Origin of the sequence: Streptomyces sp. CT34 (genome assembly GCF_000805335.1) — a bacterium.
Taxonomy (GTDB): domain Bacteria; phylum Actinomycetota; class Actinomycetes; order Streptomycetales; family Streptomycetaceae; genus Streptomyces.
In genome coordinates this window covers 423,602-446,328 of record NZ_KN708638.1, presented here as the reverse complement: position 1 = coordinate 446,328, position 22,727 = coordinate 423,602, and the positions used below count along the sequence as shown (strand labels likewise).

20 protein-coding genes are annotated in these 22,727 nt (G+C 68.7%); 14 read left to right on the top strand and 6 right to left on the bottom strand.

Annotation, left to right across the window (positions count from 1 at the left end; translation table 11 throughout):
- Nucleotides 1–18: 18 nt before the first annotated feature.
- From RZ84_RS02010 to RZ84_RS01995, 4 genes are all read right to left on the bottom strand, one after another.
- Nucleotides 19–1,167: an NAD(P)/FAD-dependent oxidoreductase gene (locus RZ84_RS02010; RefSeq protein WP_052230394.1), complete on the bottom strand. Its 1,149-nt coding sequence runs from the start codon at nt 1,165–1,167 to the stop codon at nt 19–21.
- Between the two features lie 338 nt (nt 1,168–1,505).
- Nucleotides 1,506–1,754: a hypothetical protein gene (locus tag RZ84_RS02005; protein ID WP_043262843.1), complete on the bottom strand. Its 249-nt coding sequence runs from the start codon at nt 1,752–1,754 to the stop codon at nt 1,506–1,508.
- 143 nt (nt 1,755–1,897) lie between these two features.
- Nucleotides 1,898–2,554: a class I SAM-dependent methyltransferase gene (locus tag RZ84_RS02000; RefSeq protein WP_043262842.1), complete on the bottom strand. Its 657-nt coding sequence runs from the start codon at nt 2,552–2,554 to the stop codon at nt 1,898–1,900.
- Between the two features lie 450 nt (nt 2,555–3,004).
- Nucleotides 3,005–3,220, bottom strand: coding sequence for a DUF397 domain-containing protein (locus RZ84_RS01995; protein WP_043262841.1), 216 nt, complete (start codon nt 3,218–3,220; stop codon nt 3,005–3,007).
- A 478-nt stretch (nt 3,221–3,698) separates the two neighbouring features.
- Here RZ84_RS01995 and RZ84_RS01990 point away from each other — a divergent pair, with 478 nt between their 5' ends.
- The 12 genes from RZ84_RS01990 (at nt 3,699) to RZ84_RS01935 (ending at nt 16,802) form a co-directional block, all read left to right on the top strand.
- Nucleotides 3,699–4,553, top strand: a complete 855-nt coding sequence (locus RZ84_RS01990) for an esterase/lipase family protein (RefSeq protein ID WP_043262840.1) — start codon at nt 3,699–3,701, stop codon at nt 4,551–4,553.
- Between the two features lie 805 nt (nt 4,554–5,358).
- A complete protein-coding gene (locus RZ84_RS01985) occupies nt 5,359–6,609 on the top strand; it encodes a nucleotide sugar dehydrogenase (protein ID WP_043262839.1) in 1,251 nt (416 codons plus the stop codon).
- A complete protein-coding gene (locus tag RZ84_RS01980; RefSeq protein WP_052229698.1) occupies nt 6,606–7,562 on the top strand; it encodes a sugar phosphate isomerase/epimerase family protein in 957 nt (318 codons plus the stop codon). Before RZ84_RS01985 ends, RZ84_RS01980 begins: the two co-directional genes overlap by 4 nt.
- The gene (locus RZ84_RS01975; protein ID WP_043262838.1) at nt 7,555–8,745 is read left to right on the top strand and encodes a DegT/DnrJ/EryC1/StrS family aminotransferase; all 1,191 of its coding nucleotides are present in this window, start codon (nt 7,555–7,557) and stop codon (nt 8,743–8,745) included. The genes RZ84_RS01980 and RZ84_RS01975 overlap by 8 nt, the downstream gene beginning before the upstream one ends.
- A gap of 26 nt (nt 8,746–8,771) precedes the next feature.
- Entirely contained in the window at nt 8,772–9,770 is a 999-nt protein-coding gene (locus RZ84_RS01970; RefSeq protein WP_043262837.1) for an NAD-dependent epimerase/dehydratase family protein, read from the top strand.
- A complete protein-coding gene (locus tag RZ84_RS01965) occupies nt 9,758–11,029 on the top strand; it encodes a DegT/DnrJ/EryC1/StrS family aminotransferase (RefSeq protein WP_078893500.1) in 1,272 nt (423 codons plus the stop codon). Before RZ84_RS01970 ends, RZ84_RS01965 begins: the two co-directional genes overlap by 13 nt.
- Nucleotides 11,022–11,960: a GNAT family N-acetyltransferase gene (locus RZ84_RS01960; RefSeq protein WP_157878748.1), complete on the top strand. Its 939-nt coding sequence runs from the start codon at nt 11,022–11,024 to the stop codon at nt 11,958–11,960. The genes RZ84_RS01965 and RZ84_RS01960 overlap by 8 nt, the downstream gene beginning before the upstream one ends.
- Entirely contained in the window at nt 11,957–12,640 is a 684-nt protein-coding gene (locus RZ84_RS01955) for a WbqC family protein (protein WP_043262834.1), read from the top strand. Before RZ84_RS01960 ends, RZ84_RS01955 begins: the two co-directional genes overlap by 4 nt.
- Complete coding sequence (locus RZ84_RS01950) at nt 12,637–13,323, top strand: PIG-L deacetylase family protein (protein ID WP_043262833.1); 687 nt, start codon at nt 12,637–12,639, stop codon at nt 13,321–13,323. Before RZ84_RS01955 ends, RZ84_RS01950 begins: the two co-directional genes overlap by 4 nt.
- A 2-nt stretch (nt 13,324–13,325) precedes the next feature.
- A complete protein-coding gene (locus RZ84_RS01945) occupies nt 13,326–14,870 on the top strand; it encodes an MFS transporter (protein WP_052229696.1) in 1,545 nt (514 codons plus the stop codon).
- 10 nt (nt 14,871–14,880) lie between these two features.
- The gene (locus tag RZ84_RS01940; protein WP_043262832.1) at nt 14,881–15,381 is read left to right on the top strand and encodes a GNAT family N-acetyltransferase; all 501 of its coding nucleotides are present in this window, start codon (nt 14,881–14,883) and stop codon (nt 15,379–15,381) included.
- 11 nt (nt 15,382–15,392) lie between these two features.
- On the top strand, nt 15,393–16,802 hold the full coding sequence (locus tag RZ84_RS01935; protein WP_043262831.1) for an alpha/beta fold hydrolase: 1,410 nt from the start codon (nt 15,393–15,395) through the stop codon (nt 16,800–16,802).
- Nucleotides 16,803–17,266: 464 nt separating this feature from the next.
- On the opposite strand, the gene RZ84_RS01930 is transcribed toward RZ84_RS01935, so the two are convergent.
- Both RZ84_RS01930 and RZ84_RS39505 read right to left on the bottom strand, forming a co-directional pair.
- The gene (locus RZ84_RS01930) at nt 17,267–18,646 is read right to left on the bottom strand and encodes a cytochrome P450 (protein ID WP_052229695.1); all 1,380 of its coding nucleotides are present in this window, start codon (nt 18,644–18,646) and stop codon (nt 17,267–17,269) included.
- 1,278 nt (nt 18,647–19,924) lie between these two features.
- Complete coding sequence (locus RZ84_RS39505; protein ID WP_043262829.1) at nt 19,925–20,347, bottom strand: hypothetical protein; 423 nt, start codon at nt 20,345–20,347, stop codon at nt 19,925–19,927.
- Between the two features lie 1,263 nt (nt 20,348–21,610).
- Between RZ84_RS39505 and RZ84_RS01915 the strand changes: the two genes are divergently transcribed.
- The gene (locus tag RZ84_RS01915) at nt 21,611–22,186 is read left to right on the top strand and encodes a MarR family winged helix-turn-helix transcriptional regulator (RefSeq protein ID WP_063772649.1); all 576 of its coding nucleotides are present in this window, start codon (nt 21,611–21,613) and stop codon (nt 22,184–22,186) included.
- A gap of 235 nt (nt 22,187–22,421) precedes the next feature.
- On the top strand, nt 22,422–22,727 hold a 306-nt coding region (locus tag RZ84_RS39500; protein WP_241777510.1), incomplete at its 3' end, for an MFS transporter.

Genomic DNA, 22,727 nt, shown 5'->3' with positions numbered 1-22,727 from the left:
CGCCCGATCCCGCCTCGCTCATCTGGCCGCGGCCGGGGCCGGCGCGGGCTCCGTCGGCGTGGCGCCGGGAAGCCACCGGTAGGCACGCGGGAACCGCATCGAGGTGATGGTGTAGCGGCACACTCGTTCTTTGACCACCGCCGCCACCCGTCCCGACAACACGAACCCCCGAGGGGTGTCGTCCCGGTGTGTGGCCTGGATGAATCCGTCACGCCGGCCAAGGCTCATCGCCTGGCCGGTCATGCCGATCGACACCGGCGCGGGTTGTTCACCCCGTATCAGCGCGAGCACCGTGTCGGCGCCGTGGGCACCCATGGGCATCGCCGTCTGACAACTCATCCGCAGGTGACTTCCCACATGCCCAGGTGCCGCAACGGCGTCACCGGCACCGACGATGCGTCGATGGCCCACACACACCAGAGCATCGTCGGTGCGCAGGCGGCCGTCGGAGGTCACCGGCAGGCCGCTGCGCCGTGCCAGGTCCGGTACGTCGAACGAGCCCGCCCATACCGTGCAATCGCTGGGCAGCAGGCCGACATCGGTCTCGACGCCATCCGGTCGGACTCCGGTGACCCGAAGTCCGGTGCGCACTACAACCCCGGCGTTCGCGAGCCTGCGTTCGATATCCGCTCGGCTCGACCCCGGCAACCACCCGGCTACCGACTGTGAGACCAACTCGACCTTCAACGACGGGTACTGGTACGCGATTTCGGCGGAACTCTCGATCCCGGTCAGGCCGCCGCCGATCACCACGACATGTGCTCCCGCAGGCAGCCGCCGCAGTCGCGTGCGCAACGACTCGGCGCCGTCGAGGTCGGCGACACTCCATGCGTTCCCGGACCCGGACGGCCCTTGGGCAGCCGTGCTGCCCACCGCGTACAGCAGATAGTCGAAGTCGAGTGCGCCACCGTCATCGAGCAGCACGGAGCGCTCCGCAATCGCCTCCACCGTCGCTGTCCGCAGTCGCACCTCGCGGTGCAGCAGACCGCTCAACGGTCGCACCGCGCTCGCCCCACCCGCTGCGTGCTCGTGCAACCGGACCCGTTCCACGAATTCCGGCCGGGGATTGACCACCGTCACCTTTACGTCGGACCGTCCCACGACCGCCAGCCGATTCGCGGCCATCACACCTGCGTAGCCGGCGCCGACCACCAGTACCCGTGCCACCACAACCACCTCCGATCAGATCGACCTCACACCCTGAGGACACCGCAGGCGCGGCGATTGTGACATCCAGGGAATGTGGCGACGGTCACAAGGAGCTGTTGGTGGGGCGGGGCGGTGACATCGATCGGTACGCGATCACAGATGCGCGCGAACCGCCAGGTCAGGCAGGTTCCACCGCTACGTGTTCGGCCGGTATGCCCGCTGCCGGTTGACTGAACGGGATCCGTACAGAAGGGGCCGTTGACCGGCGAGGAGCGGAGACGGAGCCGGAACCAGAACCAGAACCAGAACCAGAACCAGACCGTGCTCCTCATCGCCAGTGCGCACCCTGGCGGTCATCATGGATCGCCCGCCGGCCTGGGCACCGTTGGAGAGCCGCAGTCCCCAATCCACCTGGTGGCGAGTTCGGGCAGCGCGGGCGGCAGCCGGGTGGAGTCCTCGATGCGGGCGTCCGCGAGTTGTTCCTCGGCGAGGCCGCCACACTCCGGCAGGTCGGCCCGGCGCAGGTCCGCCTGCGTGCGGAACACCCGGTCGGTGCGCGGTACTTCGTCGAACTCGAATCCTTGCAGGAGGAATCCACACAGCACTGCGTCGCGGAGGTCGATCCTGCGAGGCTCCGGATGTTCCGGTCGGCGGGCGAGCACACCGATCGCGGACTGGATGTCGGGCGGTGGCCGCGTACTCTACGGGGCCGGCGGACGATTGGTGTTGCGGGCTTCCGGCCGCGCGTTCAGCGGTGATGCCAGACGAGCGTGTAGCGCCAGAACAGCCGACGGCGCGGTCGCGCGCCGGGCAGGACGGCCTGGGCCTCGCGGACGATGTCGGGGAAGGCCATGTCCGCCGGTCGGGTCGTGGCCGTCATCGAGACCGGGCGAGGCGCGGTACGGCCCCTGTTCTTGAGCCAGCCCGTGACGGCGTTGAGTGGACTGGCCAAGGCCCCCAGCAGGTAGTCGCCTGGCGTCGACGGGCGCGACAGCCCAAGGATCACGAGGGTTCCTCCGGGCGCCAGGTGCTTGCGGAAGGCGCTGAGCGCCTCGGTGAACGGCAGATGGTGGATCGCGGCGACGCACGTGATGACGTCGTAGGAGTTCGCGGGGATCCCGGCCAGCGCGTCTGCGGTCGCGAAGGTGACGGGAGTTGGCGGAGAGGTCAGTTGCTGTGCCTGGGCGATGATCTCCGGGTCGGAGTCGACGCCGTGCACTGTGCCGGCGCGCTCGGCCAGGAGCCTGGCCAGGTCGCCACTGCCGCAGCCGACGTCCAGGGCACTGCCGAAGTGCCGGGGGAGTTGCCGCAGGATCCAGGGGTGGTAGTGGGCGTTGTGATCCCAAGGGTGCGCGGCATTGAACTGATCAAGAGCCCGTAGGAGGCGGTGCGGCAGTGTCGTCATGCCGCCACTCCATCAAGATCCTGGCGTCTGCGTCATCTCCTTCGCCGAGCGACTGGTTCGCTGGGCGACAACGGCCAACGCAGTGAGGCGGATTGACCCTGCCTGCCGTCGTAGGTTGCACGATTCGCTGCGCAGCGTCGGCCGAGGACGCGCACCGAGTGTGCGGATCCGCGATGCGGCGGGCAGCGGTCGCGTTCTGTGCGTGCGGGAAGTCATGAATCCCACACGAGGTGGGGCGCAAGCAGCGGCCTGACCGGTCGCTGCCCCAGGACGCGAAGCACTTCGAAAGCACCGGACGTCCTCAACCTCTGACGGTGACCGGCCCCTCCCTCGCATGACTTCGGCCAAACCGCTGCTGAAGATCTTCACCGGTCTTTCCGGCAGTGGTTCGCTGGGTCAGCCCGCTTCGGCGGTGTGCCCACCAGGTTTGGCCCGGTGGGCACTGCGAGGTCAGAACTCGCCGGCCCGGACACCGGCGAGGAAGGCATCCCACTCGTCCTGAGTGAAACGCAGATCCCCGTGATTCGGGTTCTTCGAGTCGCGCAGAGCCACGCCACCCTGAGGGAAGTGTGTCACCTCCACGCAGTTACCGCTCGGGTTGCTGTGGCTGCTCCGGTGCCACTCGGCTTCGTGGATGTCCAGACGGTAGAGGTCCTGCTTGCGCATGGCGATCTCCAGTCTCGATGCAATTGCGCCCGTACAGGAGAGTTTCAACGGCTCTCGGGAGCCGTGACGCAACAGGTTGGGCTATTCGGGTGACGGGAAGTCGTCGACCGTGGGTTTGGGGCTCCGCGTTTGCAACCCACAGGAGCGGCCCCGGACGGCTGCTGCTGACGAACCGGCCTGGCCAGCTCGCGCAGAGATCGTTTCCGGGACAGCTCATGGGCTACTGGCCTTCTTGGAGCTTGAGAAGCCCGTGGAATAGCCCTCGGTCCGCCGGCTCGTCGCACGTACCCAATTCCGGGCCGGCAGCATGCCCCGGCGCAGCCGCTGAGCAGGAACGCGCCGGCATCCGCCACCACTGGTACGTACGGCTCCCCAACCGTAACCGCCTGCCATTCACCACGTTGGCCCTTGCGATCCGTAACGCACATGAACGGTTCTCAGAGCACGTCGGAGCCCCTCACTCTGCAAGGAGCATCGTATGAAGCTGCGTTGGTCGAGACTGCTCACCGCTCTCCCGGCGCTCACCCTGGTCATGGGCCACGCAGCGGTACCCGCCGCCGCTGCCCCCACCGTCACCAGCGGCTGGAACGACTTCTCCTGCAAGCCCTCCCCGGCGCACCCCCGCCCGGTCGTGCTCGTCCACGGTACGCTCTTCAACTCCGTTGACAACTGGCTCGGTCTCGCGCCGTATCTGATGGCACGCGGCTACTGCGTATTCTCCCTGACCTACGGCCAGTTGCTCGGCCTTCCGGTCGTCGGCGGGGCCGGTCCGATCGACCACTCGGCCCAGCAGCTCGCCGCGTTCGTCAACCGGGTGCTGGACGCGACCGGGGTGCGGAAGGTCGACATCGTCGGGCAGTCGCAGGGCGGCATGATGCCTCGGGTGTACCTGAAGTTCCACGGCGGTCGCCACAAGGTGCACTCACTGATCGCACTGGCCCCCAGCAACCACGGTACCGACCTGCACGGTCTGACCAAGCTGCTGAACAGTGTCCCCGTCGTCAAGAGGGGCCTGCACGGGCTCACCCCGGGACTGATGGAGCAGGAGGTGGGGTCCCCCCTCCTCACGCGCCTCAATGCCGGTGGCGACACCCTTCCCGGCATCCACTACACCGTCATCGCCACCAAGTACGACGAGGTCATCACGCCCCACCGCTCGGAGTTCCTCCACGGCCCCCACGTCCACAACATCGTTCTCCAGGACCTGTGCCCGCTCGACATCTCTGGGCACGGTTCCATCGGGCTTGTCGACCGGATCGCCTTCCACGAGACGGCCAACGCACTCGACCCGGCCCACGCCACCCCGACCACCTGCGCTTCCGCCCTGAGCTGAGTGCAACCCGGTCCCGGTCCCGGTCCCGGCCCGGGCGCAGGCGGTGGGGTTCCCGCGTGCGGGCGGCGCCGGTCGGCCCACCTCCCGTAGAGCCCGCGCGCCGGTCAGTCGGACGTCGGACGCGGCGGACAGGACCACATCGTCGGGTCTGTTCGCCGGGTCCGGCCGTCCGTGCGCCCCAGCCCGCTGTGCCGTCACGCCCCGCCGGGCGGAGTCCGTCGGCAGCGGCCCGACCGCATCCCGCAGAGCACCGGTCGGAAACGGGATTTCGCGTCCCGGGAATGCGCGAAGCCCTATCGGCCGGCTGGTCGCGGTCGCCGTGGGCTGATTCTTCCGCCCGCGGTGCATATTTTTGGCCATCGTGCATTACCAAGTTGGGGCCTGATCTATACCTTGTCTATACCTTGAAGTTCCCCATCGAAAGCTGATTTCCGGTCAGTCCTCCCATAGGTTCGGCGTCAGGCGCATTTCCGTCGCTACCGTGTGGGCCAGCCTGCTGGGTCCTCGCAACTGTCCGTGGAGGGAGTCAAGTTGGGAGCTTTGGCCCGAGCGGACGCCTTGAGGTCACGTGGTGGGACGCAGGCACGTGATCCGCCGTCATGGGCGTGATTCTTGCCAGGCGGTTCCATTCCTGTGTGGGTGAACTCCTTGTGTCTGGAACGCGCTGCTGCTGACGGCTGCCGGCGATCAAGATCGGTACGTTTTTGCGCTATGAGCCCGACATCGGTCGCCCCGTGCCAGCACCCGGTGGGTCGACGTGTTGACCCGGTTGCTCAAGCACCCGTCTGTGATGGAAAGGTTGATAATGCGTGTTGCCGTCATTGGACAGGGGTATGTCGGCTTACCCCTTGCTCTCGCGGCAGCAGCTGCGGGACATACCGTTCTCGCAGTCGAATCCGACCCCAATCGGTTGGATTCCTTGGCGCGATGCCACTCATACATCGTTGATGTCTCGGACGAGGATCTGCGCGAGGCCGCTGCCAGTGGTCGGTTCATTCCGGTAACCGATCTCCGAGGCCAGCCGGCCGCCGATGTCTACCTGATCGCCGTGCCGACGCCGATCACGGAAGCCGACGAGCCCGACTTCCGTTTTCTTGACGGAGCATTGGCCACCGTCGCCGGTACCGCCGCTCCGGGAGCGTTGATCGTGGTGGAATCGACCGTATACCCCGGTGCGATACGTCACCATGTGGCGCCGCTGTTCGAGCAGCTCTCGGGACTACAGGCCGGCACCGATGTGCGCTTCGCGCACAGCCCGGAGCGCATCGACCCGGGTCGGGACGCACAGTACACAGAAATACCCAAGCTCGTCGGCGGTCTGGACGAACAGGCGACGGCCGAGGCCCGTGCCTTCTACGAGACCGTGTTCAAGCACGTGGTTCCCGTTTCGAGTGCGGAAATCGCCGAGTTCGCCAAGCTCTTCGAGAACACGTTCCGCTATCTGAACATCGCGTTCGCCAATGAACTGGGCCGAGCGGCCCGCGAGATGGACGTCAGTTTCCACGAGGTGGTGCAGGCCGCCGCGTCCAAGCCGTATGGATTCATGCCGTTCTCCCATGGCCCCGGTGTGGGCGGCCACTGCCTGCCCAACAACATCCACTACCTGAACCACGCACTTCGCTCGGTCGGCCGTCCGAGCACGTTGCTGAGCACGGCCGCGCAGGTCAACGGTGCGGCGCCCAGCTATGTCGTCGAGCGGCTGGAGCGGTCCCTGGAGCGCTCCGGCATGACGGTCGAGGGCGCGACCGTTCTCATACTGGGACTCGCCTACAAGCCGGGTGTGGCGGATGCGCGGAATTCGCCGACCTACGACATCAGCGATGCACTCGTCGCCCGCGGTGCACGGGTCAGGGTCGTGGATCCCCATGTCCCCGAGGGAGCCGGCGCCGTTTCGTTCACGCGTGCCGAGTTGACAGAGATGGAATGCGCGGACGCGGACGCGGTGCTGGTGGTCACCGACCACGAGGACTTCGACTACGCCATGGTCTTCCAGAACGCGCCTCTGATCCTGGACTGCCGCGGCCGATTCGACTCCGCCAAGGTCGAGCAACTGTGAACCCGAAGACCTCGAAGGCCATGTGGCAGCACACGTTCGACGGGCTTCGGCCCGAACAGATCGACGCGGAATGGGTGGCCCGCGGCGGCGGTCTGGAGGCATACGTCTTCGACGGGAAGGACCTCACGGACGCGAGCGACTGGCAGGCGTTGGAAAAGAGCCTGAGGCACGCGCGCGGCCTTGGCGTCAAAAAGTTGACGATGCACTTCCCGACGGACCACGCCGACTGGGTGCACGACGCGCGCACCTTCACGGATCTGCGGCGGTTCTGCGAACTGGCCGCGGAGTACCGAGCCGATGGTGTGGTACTGCACGCCAATCAATTCGTCGACCAGGCGGACTGGCTCAGTTTTGACCTCCCGGCGGCCAGGGAGCGAGTGACCGAGAGGCTCGGGGTGTTGGACGAGCACCTCCGAGACACCCCATTGTGGATCGGCATCGAGAACCTGCCCGTTATCGGGGCGCAAGGCATCGACTACGACTCGGTCTTCGTCTACCCCGAGGACTTCCGCGTGCTCACCGCACTCAACTCACCCCGAATCGGCGTCACCTGGGATCTGTGCCACTGGGCGGTCACCTGCACCACGGCCGCGTCCATCGCTCAGCTCCATCAGCGGCAAGCCGGTGTGACCCCACTGGATTTGCCGCCCCTGCCGGTCCGGCATATCCACTTCGCGTCGTTCGCCGGACACGCGATGCCGTTCTGGCGCGGCGAGTGTTTCGAGGGAGCCACCCCGCAGGACGGTGAAGTCGGCGGCGAACTCCTCGCCCGAATGCTGCGCAACGCGATCGACGCGGCGGCCGGCACGTCGCCCGAAGGCGTAGGCGTGGTTTTCGAGGTGCAGGAGACCGACTATCTGCGCCGCGAGAAGTGCTGGGAAACCCTGGACTGGGTGAACATCCGTCCCGAACTGAGTGAACTGAACGACATGCGAGAGGGCCCACGTGGCTGACATACCCTACGCACGGCCGTACTGGAACACCGAGGAAGCCGTGGCACTTCAGAAGGTGCTGGATTCGGGCTTCTGGACCAACGGCGGTCACATCGCCGACTTCGAAGGCGAGTTGGAAAGGCTCACCGGAGCTCCGGTGGTCACCATGTCCAGCGGCACCGCCGCCATCCTCGCGCTGCTGCGGGTCCTCGGCGAACAGGTCCAGGGCCCCAAGCTGCTGGTGTCGCCGACGCTCAACTTCGCCGCAGGTCCGGCGTCCGCGAAGCTGCTCGGCTGGGACGTCGGTCTGTGTGACGTGACCCCGACCGACCTCACCGTCTGCCCCGACAGCCTCGCCGAGCTCCTCGACCGTGTGCGTCACCGGTACGCAAGGATCGTGGTCCTGCCCGTCCACTACGCGGGGCACCCCTGTGACCTGGCCGCCGTCTCGGCGGTGTGCGAGCGCTTCGGCGCGGACCTTGTCGAGGACGCCTGCCATGCGATCGGTGGACACCACGGCGACCCATCGGTGCCGATCGGCTCCTCGGAGAAGTCCCTGGCGGCCTACTTCAGCTTCCACCCGGCGAAGCCCGTCGCCACGGGCGAGGGAGGCGCGATCGCGACCCGGGACGAACGACTGCTGGAACGGCTCCGCCTGTTCCGCAACCACAACATGGCACCGGTTGCGACGCACGAGGACGACTTCGACCCCTGGCCGTACGACATCGCAGCCCCGGGAACGAACCTGCGGCTGTCGGAATTCCACGCCGCTGTGGGCGCGGTGCAGGCTCGCCGGGCCGACGAGACGCGCCGTGAGCGGGCGAGACTCGCCGCCCGCTACCACGAGGCGCTGGCCGGGCTGCCGGCGGTGCGCACCATCCCCGGCACCCGCCGGGAGGGCTCGGCACACCACCTCTTCCCCGTGGTGTTCGACACCCGTCGGCTCGGTCTGGCCAAGCGGGAGATGCTGACGTTCTTCCACGAGCGGGGCATCCGCTGCCAGGTTCACTACACGCCGCTGCACCTGCTGGGTGCCTTCGGCACCGTGGCGCCCGAACTGCGCACGAGTTTCCCGTCGATGGACGACGCCTTCCCCGGGCTGGTCTCGCTGCCGCTCTGGTACGGGCTCGGCGACACCGACCAGAAGCGGGTGATCGACGCGGTCGAAGAGCTCGTCGGCACGCGACGTGCCGCATCGATATGACACAACACAGCGAAGGAGTTGGGCACGTGCCTCGCACACTCATTACCGGCGGGTTCGGATTCCTGGCGACCTGGGTAGCCGCCGGGTTGCGGAAGACCGGACACGAAGTGGTCCTGGTCGACCACCGCGACCTCGACGGATCCTCCCTCGCGATGTCCGGCCTGCTGGCGGACCCCGGTGTCACGACAGGCTGTGCGGACATCACCCAGCCGGGCTCGCTGGACCGTTTCGGGCCCGCCGACCACGTCATCCACGCCGCCGCCATCCTCGGCGTCACCAAGGTGCGCAACGAGCCGACCGAGACGCTCCGCGTCAACATCGACGGCACCAGGGTCGCACTGGACTACGCGGTGCGCAGCGGAAACACCCGCCGCTTCCTTCTGCTGAGCACCAGCGAGGTCTACGGAGCCGATGCCGAGAACGCCGCCGAAGACAGCTGGCTCGCGGTACGCACCGACGATCCCCGCTGGTCCTATGCGGTCAGCAAGATCGCCGCGGAGTCGCTGGCCTACTCCTACCACGCGGAGCACGGCCTCCCGTTCACCATCGTGCGGCCCTTCAACGTCTTCGGACCGCTGCGCACCGGCGGATACGCGGTGGGCGCACTCGCCGCCCGAGCCGTTGCCGGCGAGCCCGTGACGGTGCACGGGGACGGCTCCCAGTCCCGGGCGTGGTGCCACGCCGAGGACTTCGCCAACGGCCTCATCCGCTGCTTGCTCCACCCGGACGCCGACGGCCGGGCCTTCAACATCGGCGACGACCGCAATGACCTCACCGTCACCGAACTGGCCGGCCGCATCCGCGACATGGGCGGGTCCGGCAGCCCGATCGTGCACGTGGAGCACACCGCGCCCGACATCGAACTGCGCAGGCCCGACCTCACCCGGGCACGTCAACTCGTCGGCTACGAACCGGTCAACGACTTCGACGACCGGCTCCGCGAGACGGTCGAATGGATCAGGCAGGGCAGCGGGCCGCATCCGATGCGGATCACGCGTGAGGACTGGCCGGTATGGGACCAGTGACCGCGGACGATCGCGACACGGTCCTGGAGGACCTGCGCTATCCACCCCCACCGGACACACCCGTCGCCTACCTTCACCCCGGACGGATGTCCCCGCGCCGCCTGGCCGGCACCCTGCTGGCCTCGGCGCGGCCCGGGATCACCCGCGACCGACTGGCGGCGGAACTCCTCGCCGCGTCGGGACGCCGGGCGTGTGTCTTCGCGGCCTCGGGGAGGTCCGCGCTGCGGTGGGCACTGGAACATCACGGCGCGCGTCCCGGTACTCAGGTCGTGACGTCGACCTTCAACTGTCCGGCGGTGGTGGACGCGATCATGTCCACCGGGGCCACCCCGGTACTCGTGGACTTCGATCCCGACCACGGGCCGGCCTTCGCATCCGCCGACCTTGAGGGCCGACTCGTCGTCCTCACCAACGGCCTGGGCATGGACGAGTGGGAGCGGCACGCGCGTCTCGTCGCCGACCGGGGCGGGACACCCGTCCTGGACGTGGCGCAGGCGATGCCGTCCTCCGCCGTCCTCGGACGCTATGCCTCCGCCGACTGCTCCCTCGTGCTCAGCTTCGGCGCGGGCAAACCGCTCGGCGGCATCGGCGGGGGCGCGGTGCTGCTGCCGGCCCGCGCGGACACTCGTACCGGCCCGACGGTCCGGGCGTCCGGTAACGCGAGCGGCATCGCGGAGGTGCTCCGTGCCACCGGTCACTACGCGTCCGTGCGCGCGCCGGCCGGAGTGCGCAGGACCGTGGAGCGACGGCAGCGCCGTTCCCCCGGCTGGTCCCGGACGAAGGCCGATCACCTGCCGGACCGACCCGAGAACGTACCGCTGGCCTCTTCGAATCGCTGGCAGACGGCGGCGGCACAAGTAATGCTCGGCGGTGCGCGGTCGGTCGCTGACACCGCAGCCCACTTCGCGGCCCGCGTGCGTGCGCAGGCCGGCGAGCACCTGACCAGCTGCCGCTTCACGACGGCCGCCGCCGGGCTCACCCCCGGCATCGACCTGGTCTTCGCCCGGCGCGGACACCGGCACGTCTTCGCGCGGGCGCTGGCCGGGATGGGCGTCCCCAGCGGATGGAACTACTACCCCTTGCACCGGATGACCCCTTACACGCAATTCGCTCACGGCCCGATGCCCGGCTCCGAGCACCTGTGGCCACGCATCCTCACAGTGCCCCAACAGCCACAGCCCCGGCTGAGCCCGCAACGACTCGTGGCAGCCCTCCTCGCCGCCGACGCCGCGGTGCGAGCGGAGGACTCCCGTGCCTGAGCCGTGCACCGCAGTAGACGTGACCACCCTGTCCACGGCCGAGTGGGCGCACCGGATCGGCGGTGCCACGCACATCCTGCCGTTCGGCACACCGACCTGGACCAACCTCGGCCTGGTAGCGGACCCGGACCTGGTCTTCACCCCCCTCGCGGTCGGCTGGCCCGGACGGGGCGAGTTGCTCGTGCCGCTCTGCCTGCGGGCGGCCGGGGCGCAGATCGGGGCCTTCGGGTACGGCATGGTCTACCCGGCCGCCACCTGGCGGGGTGGCGCGCTGCCGCCTTTCCCCACCCTCGCCGAGTCGATCTGCCGCACCCTCGGGCTCACCGAAGTGCGCACCCTGCTGCCGCCCGCCGATCCGGAACCGGACCGGTGGACCGAAGCGTGGCCCGCGACGCCGGGCCGGCCGACCTATCTGCTCGACCTGACTGACGGTGCGGACGCGGTCTGGTCGAACGCCAAGGGACGCATGCGCACGGCGGTGCGACGCGCCCGGTCGCAGGGGCTGCGCGCCCGGACAGCCGGGTCCGGCCAGGAGTCCAGGCTGGTGGAGCTGTACAGGCACACCATGGGCCGTCATGGCGTGACGCCCCGCCACCGCGACGCCGATTTGCGGTTCCTGGTCGACGGGTCCGCCGGGAACGCGCTGGTCACCGTCGCCGGGGACGAAACCGGTGTGCAGGCCGCGGCGGTGTTCGCCCTGGGGCCTGATACCGCGTACCACGTGATGCAGACGACGTCCGACGAGGGCCGGCGGACCAATGCCGGCTATCTCGCGCTGTGGGAAGCCGTCACCGTCCTGGCACGCCGCGGAGTCCGGTTGATCGACCTCGGGTCGGCGGCCGGCTGCGGACAGGAGCGGTTCAAGGCCGACTGGGGCGGCGTGCCGCGGCCCACACGACTCGTCAGCTGGCCCAAGGAGCCGAACTCGTGATCCTCACCGCCCACCAGCCCGCCTATCTGCCCTGGCTCGGCTACTTCGCGAAGATGGCCGCCGCGGATGCCTTCGTCCTGCACGACCTGAGCCGCTTCGACCGCGGCGGAACCGTCAACCGCAACAAGATCCGTACCGCCAACGGCCCGGAATGGCTGACCGTTCCGGTGTCCCACACCGACCTGCGCGCGGAGCACACGCTGGACGTCGTCGAAGTGGTCGACGACGGGTGGCGGCGCAGGCACTGGAAGGCGATCCAGATGGCGTACCGGCGTGCCCCGTACTTCGACGAGCACGCGGACTTTCTCGCCGACTATTACGCCAGGCCGTACCGCACCATCACCGAAGCGTGCCTGCCCTTCACCGAGTACTGCATGCGGCAACTGGGACTGGAGCGCCCGTTGTGGCGGAGTTCGGAGCTCGGACTCGGCGACTTCGACCGTACCTCCGTCATCCCGGCACTGTCCGAGAAGTTCTCTGCCCACACCTTCCTCGCGGGCGTACACGCCAGGGACTACCTGGAGTGGGACCGCATCACCGGCGTACGGGTCGAAATCTTCGAGTACCGCCACCCCGTCTACCCGCAGATGCACGGCGGCTTCGAGTCCCACCTGTCCGTCCTCGACCTGTTGATGAACTGCGGCCCCGACAGCCGCAGCATTGTGAAAGGAACCGAATGACCCGCGTTATGGCGGTTGTTGCCCACCCGGACGACGAGGTGATCGGACCCGGTGGCACGCTGGCCAAGCACGTGCGTGCCGGTGACGACGTCCATGTGCTGATCCTCGCCGAGGGCAAGACGTCCAGGGCCGACGACCCGGACCCGGCCGGCAGCCTCGCCGCGTCGGGGGACGAGACCGTGGCGTCCATGGCAGAGCTCGGCATCACCCGGTGGACCCGGCTCGACCTGCGCGACAACCAGCTGGACAGCTACCCGCTGCTGGAACTCGCCCAACAGGTGAGCGCCGTGGTCGACGAGTTCGCCCCGGAGGTCGTCTACACACACCATCCCGGTGACCTCAACATCGACCACGAACTGACCGCGCGGGCCTGCATGATCGCCTGCCGTCCCCATGTGAGCGCGGTCCGCTGGCTGTTCGCGTTCGCCACACTGTCCGCGACGGACGCCGGCTACGCGGGCCGCCCGCCCTTCGAACCGTCCGTCCACGTCGACGTCACGGACACACTCGAGACCAAGCTCGCCGCGATGCGCCGCTACTCCTCCGAGCTGCGCGACTTTCCGCACCCCCGCTCCCTCCAGGCCATGCGGAGCCAGGCGGAGCTCTTCGGGGCGGCCGCGGGGGGCGCCGCCGCCGAGGCGTTCAGCGTCATACGGGGCACCTGGTCTCCAGGACAGCGCTAGCCATGCCCGAGCGCACCGCCGTCCCAGCGGCAGCACCGGCGGCGACCGGCCGCCGCCGGTGGGCCGTTCTCGCCGTGCTCTGCCTCAGCCTGCTCCCCGTGGGCCTGGACAACACGGCCCTGCATGTCGCAGTGCCGGCCCTGACCGCCGACCTGCCGGCCGACACGACCCAGGTGCTGTGGGTATTGGACGCATACTCCCTGGTCATGGCCGGGTTGCTGGTGCCCGCGGGGGCGGTCGCCGATCGCGTCGGCCACAAGCGGTGCCTGCTCGCCGGGCTGGTGCTGTTCTTCGCCGGCTCCGCCGCGGCCGCGCTGTCGACCTCGCCAGGCGCACTGATCGCCGCACGGGCGGGGATGGGCGTCGGCGGGGCGCTCATCATGCCCACGTCGCTCGCGCTGCTCCGCCAGGTCTTCCACGAACGCAAGGAGCGGGTCTTCGCCATCGGACTCTGGACCGCCGTGGGGTCGGTCGGCTCGGCCCTCGGACCCGCGGTGGGGGGAACCCTCGTCCAGAGTTTCTGGTGGGGAGCGGTGTTCCTGATGAACCTCCCGGTGCTGGCGTTGGTATGCGCCACCGCTGTCCGGCTGGTGCCGCGGCACCGCGAGGTCACCCCGACACCGTTCGACGCTCGGGGTGCGCTCGTGGTGGCGCTCTCGCTGTTCGGCCTGGTCCACGCGATGAAGGAGATGGCCCACTCCGGCGTACGGCCGGCCCCCTGCGCGGTACTCCTCCTCGCCGCCGTCGGACTCTGCTGGTTCGTCAGACGGCAGGCCCGGCATCCGCATCCGGTCCTGGACCTCACGCTGTTCCGGAACCGGGGGTTCGCGGTCGCGGTGACGTGTGTGCTGTTCGCGGTGATCGCGGTCAGCGGACTGGAAGTGCTCTTCGCCCAGTACTTCCAGTACGTCCTCGGCCTCGGCCCGCAGGAGGCCGGAGTGCGCATGATGCCCCTGGCGCTGGCCACGATGCTGGGAAGCCTGGCGGGCGGAGCGATCGTCGGACGCGTGGGCATATCCCGATCCCTGCGGGCCGGGCTCACCGTCGCCGTGCTGGCCTGCGCACCGCTCACTCTGGTCGGCGGCGCCGACCGTCCGGTGGTCTTCGCGCTCTGCTTTCTCGGCATGGGGCTCGGGTTCCAGGTCGCCGTCAACGTGGCCTCGGAGACGGCTCTGTCCTCGGTTCCCTCCGACCGGGCCGGCGGGGCCGCGGCCATCGACGCGACCGCCTTCGAGCTCGGCACCGCACTCGGCGTGGCGATTCCCGGAGTGATCGCCGGCGCCCTCTACACGGCGACGCTCGACGACACGCCCGGCCTCGCCCCGGGGATCCTGGACCGGGCCAGGAACTCGGCGGCGGCTGCGCACGAGGCAGCCGGCCGGCTCCCGGCAGCCGACGCGGCACTGCTCAAGGAGGCCGCCCAGCGGGCGTTCCTGACCGGGCTGCGCTCCGTCGTCGTCCTCGCCCTCGTACTGCTCACCCTCTGCCTCCTGCTGACATACATTCACCGCCGCACACCACGCGCACGACGTACAACACCGAGATGAAGGAGCCTCCGTGCCCGAAACCGTCCGTCCGTTCCGCCCCTCGGATCTGGACACCCTCGTCAGGGTCAGCGTTGCCGCCGACACCATGTTCGCCGCATACGACCTGGACCTGCCGCCAGACGACCCGGCTGCCACCGTCCTGCAGGCCGAGCACGTCTTCGTCATCGGAGAGCCCGCCGTCGGGTTCGCCACGACTGAGACCGTCGACGGCAATCTCCATCTCGCGCAGCTCTCGGTTCGCCCCGAGCACGGACGGCGGGGGCTCGGCAGCCTGCTGCTGGACGCGGTCGTCCGCCACGGACAGGACCAAGGCGCTCCGGCCATCACGCTGACGACGTTCCGCGACATCCCCTTCAACGCCCCCTGGTACCGAGCGCGCGGCTTCATCGACCTTGACGCCGCGGAATGGGGTCCGGACCTGCACCACGTCTGGCAAGAAGAAGACGAGGCCGGGGTCGGGGTCGCTCCCCGCATTGCCATGCGCCGCACACTCACCGCGCCCACCGCATAGGAGAGTCCCGGTTGCGCACCCTGCTTGCGGTTGTCCTCGTTCTGGCGGGAACCGTCATACCCGCGGACACACCACCACCTCGTTCCCCCCTCGCCTGGCACGACTGCCACACCGACAGCACGCCCGCCCGCCTGGAGTGTGCCACCGTGACCGTCCCGCTCGACTGGTCCCGGCCGACAGGGCAGAAGATCGACCTCGCGGTCGACCGGCTCCCGGCCACCGACCCGGCGAAGCGGATAGGCGTACTCCTGACCAATCCCGGCGGACCCGGAGGATCCGGCGTCCAGGACGTCGCCACCGAAGGAGCAGGCCCTGGACCGGAGTTCGACATCCTCCACGAGCGTTTCGACGTGATCGGCTTCGACCCGCGCGGGGTGGGCAGCAGCACCCCCATCCGGTGCCCCGTTCCCCTCAGGAGTGCCTCGGTCAGCTCCTTTCCCACCAAGGAAAGCGGCTACCGACAACTCCTCGACGCGAACCGCCGGGCCGGCACCGAATGCGCCCGGCGCACCGGACCGCTGATCCACCACGTGGACACCGTGAGCGCGGCACGGGACATCGAAGCGATACGCATCGCCCTGGGAGAGAAGACCGTCTCGCTCCTCGGAGGCTCCTACGGTACGGAGTTGTTCTCCGCCTACATCGCCCTCCACCCACGCCAGGTCCGCGCAGCCGTGCTCGACGGGGCCGTCGACCACACCAGATCGACATGGCAGGCGGCCCAGGACGAGGCCGCGGCCACCGAGGACGCCTTCCACCGTTTCGCCGCATGGTGCGCCCACCGGCCCTCCTGCGCGCTGCGCGGCCGCGACGTGGCGGCGGACTTCGCCGCGCTGGCCGCCCGCGCCGACCGGGGGGCCTTCATCGGTCCTGATGGCCAGAAGGTGGACGGAGCGGTCATCACGAAGGCCATGTACCTACGCCTCTACCGGCGCGCGGAGTGGCCGGAGCTGGCCCGGCTCCTCGCCAAGGCCACCGCCGCCCGGCCGGACATCGGACCCCTGACGGATGTCGTGCTCAGCGGTGATCCGGAAGAGGCCGCCAACATCACCGTCGGATGCCACGACTTCCCGTCCGAAGTGAAGAGCCTGCCCGACCTACGCGCCAAGGCAGACCGGCTGCGCATCCTGGCCCCTCTGACCTGGCGCTACTCAGAGATGTGGACCTGGGCCACGACCTGTCTCAACTGGCCTGTTCCCGCCGCCAATCCACCGGCTCCCCAATACGTCCACGGCTCCCCTCCCGTACTCGTCGCCAATGGCACCCACGACCCCGCAACGCCGCTGAGCTGGGCACGCTCGCTCACCGCCCAGTTCGACCATGCCCGGCTGTTCGTCTACGACGGTGACGGGCACACGGTCACGCCGCACTCCGGGTACGGCCGACAGAAGGAAGCCGAGCATCTCGTCAATGCGACATGACGACGACGGACACCAGGGCGGGACCGGGCTCCGTCCGGGAGCTCCCCGCCCACCCCGCCGGCCCCGCCGCGTGGGCGGCAGCCTTCGGTCGCCGTCCGGCACGCCCACGACGCGTCGGTGACGACGGTGGCCCACGCCAGTGGCGCCGAGCCGTACCGCGACAGCGGATACCTGGCGGCCACCCGGTCCGCGACGGCCCCGAAGACAGTGCGCAGCAGAGCCGGGGGCCGGGTGCAGCGACGCGCCGTCGAATCCTGTGCCGGCGACAGTCGTTCAGCCGGGATCAGGACAGCGGCCCGGACGCCGCTCGGCAGGACGGCTCAGCAGCTCGGGAACGACAGGCTGGTCGAGCACTCGGAGTGCACGCTGCGAACAATTCAACGGCAGCAAGGCCCGGCCGGTGAGCCGCTGGACGGCGGCGGGGAGTCGAGCAGACGGAGCCGCGCCCTGTGGCTATTCGGCTGTCACGCCATGGCACCATTCCCGCGAGGGGCGACCACAAGACGCGCCCCTCGCGCCGGACCGTGGGTGACCTGGCGGGGGCATGCGGTCTCCGGGCGGGAGCGATCGGGGCGCAGGTCGTAGCGGGTGAGTACCTCCCGCAGCACGATGGTCGCCTCCAGCAAGGCGAAGCCGGCACCCGGGCATCGGCGTACTCCTCCCCCGAAGGGGATCCAGGCAAGTGACCTAGGCTGGCCGTCCAGGAACCGTTCCGGGCAGAACGCCTCCGGTTGCTCGTGGTGCGTGGGATCTAGATGGACCAGGCCGATGGCCGGCATGACCGTTGTGCCCGCAGGCAGCCGGTAGCCTGCGATGGTGAACGGCTCGGTGAGGCACCTGGCCACCTGATAGATCACCGGCTTGCGGCGCAGTGTCTCCTGGAAGACCGCGGTGAGGTGGGCATCGTCGCCTTCATCGGCTGCCCGTTGTGCCCTGCGCAGGTGCTCGGGGCTGCGGCTGAGTTCGTGCAGCGCCCAGGCCAACCCGGTCGCGGTGGTCTCGTGCCCGGCGAGGAGCAGCGTGACGAGTTGGTCGCGCAGCTCCGCGTCGCTCAAGCCACCACCGTCCGCCCGGTGTCCCGCCTGCAGCAGATGGGACAGCACATCGATCCGGTTGTCTGCCGCCATCCGTCGGTGGGCCACCTGGGCGTCGATCAACTCGTCCAGCCTTTGCCGGACGGAAAGGTACTGGCGCCAGGGACGCAGCCGGCGCAGTTTTGCGTGGCACAGTCCGAGCAGGGTCATCTGGTTGATGTCGGTGAGCCTACGCATCAGCGGCCGCAACGCGGTCAGTTGTGCCTGTGCGGTCACCCCGAGAATCAGCCGACCGATGACTTCCAGCGTGAGTTCCCTGATGCGGTGGTGAGCACAGAACACCTCTCCCACCGGCCATCGATCGATCTCCGCCACAGCCACCGACCTCATCATGTCCTCGTACGTGCGCAAGGCCGGACTGCTGAAGGCGGGGAGCAGCAGCCGTCGCAGCCTGCGGTGTTCGTCCTCGTCGGTGAGCAGCACCGAGTGATCGCCCATGATGGGTCTGAGGACCGTGTTGCCTGCACCCGCGTGCAGTACGTCGACCGGCCCGCCGAAGACCTCGTTGATTTCTTCTTGCCGGGCCAGGACCACGACGTTGTGCCGGATCGGCGCCGCCAGGTCGAGCCAGAACACCTCGCCATACCTACGTCGCAGTCGAGGAAACCAGCGATCCCGGTACCGCGCGAAGAGCAGGGTCTGCACCATGGGGGGAAGCCGCGGCCCGGGCGGCTTGGCCGGCGTGGGAAGCGGGACATTCGCAGGCCGGCGCGAGCAGCCGGCAGACGAGAACGTAGATTTCCTCGGCATGGCAACCCCGGCTCTCGCACAATAATGTTTTCGTACGAATTGGGCTCCCTCAGCCCGCTTTCCGGCCCGCCATGTCTACTGACCGCGACGCCGAGACGGAGATCAGCGGGGAAGAGTTCGTCAACAGCCGATCTGCCCGGCAGTCATCACGGTCATGAAGCGGTGCTGAGAGCGTGCAGGGTGTCGCGCACCGTGCTTCGCCCGCGGGCGGTGTTCGGCTGGGAGGCGGAAGCGGAGTAAGGAGGAGTATTCAGAGGGCCGGTGGCTTCCGGTAGGGAAGCGGAGACCGGCCCCTGGCGGTGCGAGGCATAGGCCCTGCCCCTTCCCACTGGACCAGTGGAGAGGCAGGGCCTCACGGGTGTTACGGCATGTCAGCCGCTGGAGCCGTTCTCGCCGAAGGTCTGGTTCAGCCCGTCGTTGGCGGTCCCCGCGTTTCCGGCGGAACTATCTGGGGCTTCCCATGGATCCTGAGCGTGGTTCCCGGGATCAACTCCCGGGCGGTGAACGCCATTTCCAGCGGAAGGGGCGTCGTGGCTATTTGCAACAGCGGCCCCGGCAGCGGAAAAAAGAGCGGTGACGGTCAAGCCCACCACGGCGATGACAGTAGGTGCGCGCATGATTTCCTCCTGTTGATTAGTGCCACCAAGACAATCTCCGTCGGATGACTGGAGAAACACCAATCACTCGAAGGGGCGGCCCCGTCTGGGGCAATGGACACCGCTTCGTCACTTCACTCTTCGGACGAAAACAGGGCCGGCCGGGGCTCGCCCGCTACGGCGCCCAGCGCATGGGATAGCGAGAGGCCCGGCCTGCGCGCCGGTCCCCTCTGCTATCTCATGTGAAGTACTTCCCCAAGGAGAGCGGGCGCAATGGCCCGCATTCCACCTGTTCTACACCGACCCCGACGCGCGCCCGCCCGAAGACGTTTGTCAGTCAAGGCCGCCGCGGAGAGACGGACACCGCCCCCAAGCCTGACCGGCGCATCGGATTCGGCCTGGCCGTCCGTTCGTCACGAATGCAAGGTCGAACGCTCCAGCTGCCCGGCCGACTACGTGCGGCCGGCCAACAGGGATGTCGTGAACGGGGGTTACCCATACGGCGTCGCCCCGCTGAAGGCATCCCGGCGGAGAGTCCGTGATGGGAACGGGGTCATGGATGTAGCCACGTTCGCACGGGTGTTGGGAGGGTTCCGCAAGCCCGCGGAGTGCGGATGTGGAGGGGCCCCGGCGCCAGGATGATGGGGTCGGACGCCGGGGCCCCTCTCCTTACCTGATTCCCTTACTCGCCGCCGCCGTGGCCGCCGCCTTCGCCACCGCCGCCTTCACCGCCGCCGTGGCCGCCGCCACCGCCGTGGCTTTCGCCGCCACCGCCGCCACCGCCGCCACCGCCACCGCCGTGGCCGTGATCGTCGTCGTCGCCCATGTGGGCGCCGGCCGTGTTGTCGCAGCCGATTTGGGACCCGAGCGAGCTGGCCTGTCCACCCGCCGAGCCCTCGCCGCCGAGCGCGTTGCCGAGCAAGCCGTTGACAATCCCGACCTCGCCGAGCACGTCGACATTCAGGTCGTGGGAGCGGCAGGCGCTGTGCTGACTGACCTCGAAGCTGTTGCCGCCATGGCCGCCCGCGTGGGCGGTGCCGGCGCCGAGGGCAGAGATGCCGCAGAGCGCGGCGGCCAGGACGGCAGCCTTGTGAAGCTTGTGCATTTCTTCTCCGGAAGTGTGAGCGATCTGATCCTTGATGTACCAACTTCGTACATTTACGGAAGGGTAATACGAAATATGACGAAAGAATTAGGCGACGCGCCGGATCAATCCAACCTCGGCGAATGCTGCGACCTTTCCGAAGTGAGCGTGCCACGAGCTTTCGTGAACCCATTGAGATGCCCATGTGCCTGTCAGGGCAGGCAGGTTGAGATGCTCCGGCCTGAATGCCGGGGGATGGGGAGCGGTCCGAGATCGGAGAGAGCGGTGCCTGCACGGCCCATGTCGCAGCGTCCTGCGGGCTGTATGCTGCGGGCTTCGACGGAGGCGGACATCGAGATGGTCGCGGAGTTGCGGGCGACGGTGATGCCGGCGGATTTGGAACGCCTTGGGCGCTAGGACGAGCACCGGCTGCGGTAGCTGCTGCGGGAATCCTTCGTCACGGAGTCACGTCGATCAGCATGATCGACCGCGAACTCGCAGGGTGCGTCGCGCTCCGGCCCGCCGAAGGCAGGCAGTGGCTGGAGCACTCCTTCAGCGCGTCGGCGTTGACTCGGGGCTGGGGGAAGTGAGAACGGTAGCGGCGTGCCCTCCCTGTCCGGGCCCCTCCCTGGCTTGCCGGATGGCGGGGACGCTGCGCGCACCACAGAAGGGGGCGTTCTGTGGGGCGTGCTTGGCACATTGGGCTGCCGGGAGCTGTAGCACAGAGCCGTGGCACCGGGCGGCGGCACGGCCAGGACGGCAGCTGCGCAGTGGCGGGTCTGCTCGCGTCCGTACAGGTGGCGCCATGTCACCGAGACGCGGTGGTGGTCCTCTTCTACTGCCAACCCTCGCGCGTGGTGGATGGTGGGAACGAGTTCGGCCAGGCGCTGAGGGAGGTAGCAGCTGCCGCGGGGAAGGCGCGTGAACCCTGGCCGGTGGCCTCAAACGCGAAGTGGAAGCAGAGGAAGGAGGCCACGGACGAGAGCCCGAGGGGTGGGCGGTGTCGGGCGGAGTCAGCGAGGGGTACCTGCACCGAGTGCACCGGAAATCCTCGAGGATCGGGTATCCGCCCCCGGTGTAGGCAACTGTGCTGCCAGACCACTGGTAGTGGCCTTGTCGCCCAGGGCTCGGTTTCCCAGGGTGGCGGCCGACGCCACGAGGATGCCTGGGGCCGTGGGACACGACACCTCTCGACTCGCCTCGCAGATAGCAAGATGAAGCTTGTCGAATTTGGATCTTTGTGTTGCTTGAGTGGGCAATCTGCAAAGCATTAGCTTGGTATGCATGGTTGATGTGCCGGAAGAGGCATCGAATGATCTCGCCCTGGCCGAGGCGTTGCGGTGGGGCATGTCGGGCCTGGCTTCCCGGTTGCGCGCCGAGCAGCCGGGGGACGGGAGATCCCTGACGCGACTGGCCGCATCCGTGCTCGCCAACCTCCGACACCGCGGCGCACTGAGCCCGTCGAAACTGGCCGCCATCGAAGGGTTGCAGACCCAGTCACTGACCCGGGTGCTCAACGAGTTGGAGGAAGAGGCCCGCATCCGCCGGTCGCGTAGCGAGGTGGATGCCCGTCGCCAGAACATCGAGCTCACCGAAGCGGGCCGGGAGGCTCTGCGGGAGCACGTCCGTGACGGCAATGCCTGGCTGGCGGCGGCGCTGGGCCGGACGCTGTCACCGGCCGAGCGCGGCGTGCTGCGGATCGCGGCCGGGCTTCTGGAGCAGGTGGCCCAGGCCGAGGCGGCCGTCGAGGGGCGCCGTGGACCGGCGCAGACAGTCACGCAGAAAGGGGGGCGGCGCCGCCAATATGACGCCCCGTTCGACCGGCAGGGCGGCTGCAGGTCTTCCGCGTCCGCCCCTTGAACTGCCGAAATCCTTCCCGCTGTTAATGGTTCTGGCCGGGCTGAGCGGCGTAAGCCCGCCGGCCACAGATATGTACGTCCCCGCCCTGCCGGACCTCGCCCGCTCCTTGGCGACCGATGCCTTCGGCGTCCAAATGTCGTTGACCGGCTTCCTGGTGGGAATCATCACCGGGTAACTCGCCCGGGGCCCGATCAGCGATGCGGTCGGCCGCCGACCTGTTCTCCTCGGCGGGGCCGTGGTGTTCACCGCCTTCTCCACCGTGTGTGCGCTGGCGCCAACGGTGGAGGTCCTCGACACCGCACGCGTCGGGCCAGGTATTGCGGCAGCGGTTGGGATCGTCGTCTCCCGTGCTGTCGTCGCCGATCTCTTCGACGACCGTGACCTTCCTACGGTCTTCTCCCGCCTGGGAGCGAACACCGCCACGGCCCTGGTGCTGGCGCCGTTGGCCGGCGGCGCCCTGCTGCTGGCGGTGTCCTGGCGCTACGTCTTCGCCGTCCTCGCCCTCATCGGCGCGCTCTTGACGGTGGGCGTATGGCGTTGG

What these genes read in the sequence shown, in the direction of transcription:
- RZ84_RS02000 (WP_043262842.1), bottom strand. Translation starts at nt 2,554, where the DNA reads ATGACGACACTGCCGCACCGCCTCCTACGGGCTCTTGATCAGTTCAAT.
- RZ84_RS01995 (WP_043262841.1), bottom strand. Translation starts at nt 3,220, where the DNA reads ATGCGCAAGCAGGACCTCTACCGTCTGGACATCCACGAAGCCGAGTGG.
- RZ84_RS01990 (WP_043262840.1), top strand. Translation starts at nt 3,699, where the DNA reads ATGAAGCTGCGTTGGTCGAGACTGCTCACCGCTCTCCCGGCGCTCACC.
- RZ84_RS01985 (WP_043262839.1), top strand. Translation starts at nt 5,359, where the DNA reads ATGCGTGTTGCCGTCATTGGACAGGGGTATGTCGGCTTACCCCTTGCT.
- RZ84_RS01965 (WP_078893500.1), top strand. Translation starts at nt 9,758, where the DNA reads ATGGGACCAGTGACCGCGGACGATCGCGACACGGTCCTGGAGGACCTG.
- RZ84_RS01950 (WP_043262833.1), top strand. Translation starts at nt 12,637, where the DNA reads ATGACCCGCGTTATGGCGGTTGTTGCCCACCCGGACGACGAGGTGATC.
- RZ84_RS01945 (WP_052229696.1), top strand. Translation starts at nt 13,326, where the DNA reads ATGCCCGAGCGCACCGCCGTCCCAGCGGCAGCACCGGCGGCGACCGGC.
- RZ84_RS01930 (WP_052229695.1), bottom strand. Translation starts at nt 18,646, where the DNA reads ATGCCGAGGAAATCTACGTTCTCGTCTGCCGGCTGCTCGCGCCGGCCT.
- RZ84_RS39505 (WP_043262829.1), bottom strand. Translation starts at nt 20,347, where the DNA reads ATGCACAAGCTTCACAAGGCTGCCGTCCTGGCCGCCGCGCTCTGCGGC.
- RZ84_RS01915 (WP_063772649.1), top strand. Translation starts at nt 21,611, where the DNA reads ATGGTTGATGTGCCGGAAGAGGCATCGAATGATCTCGCCCTGGCCGAG.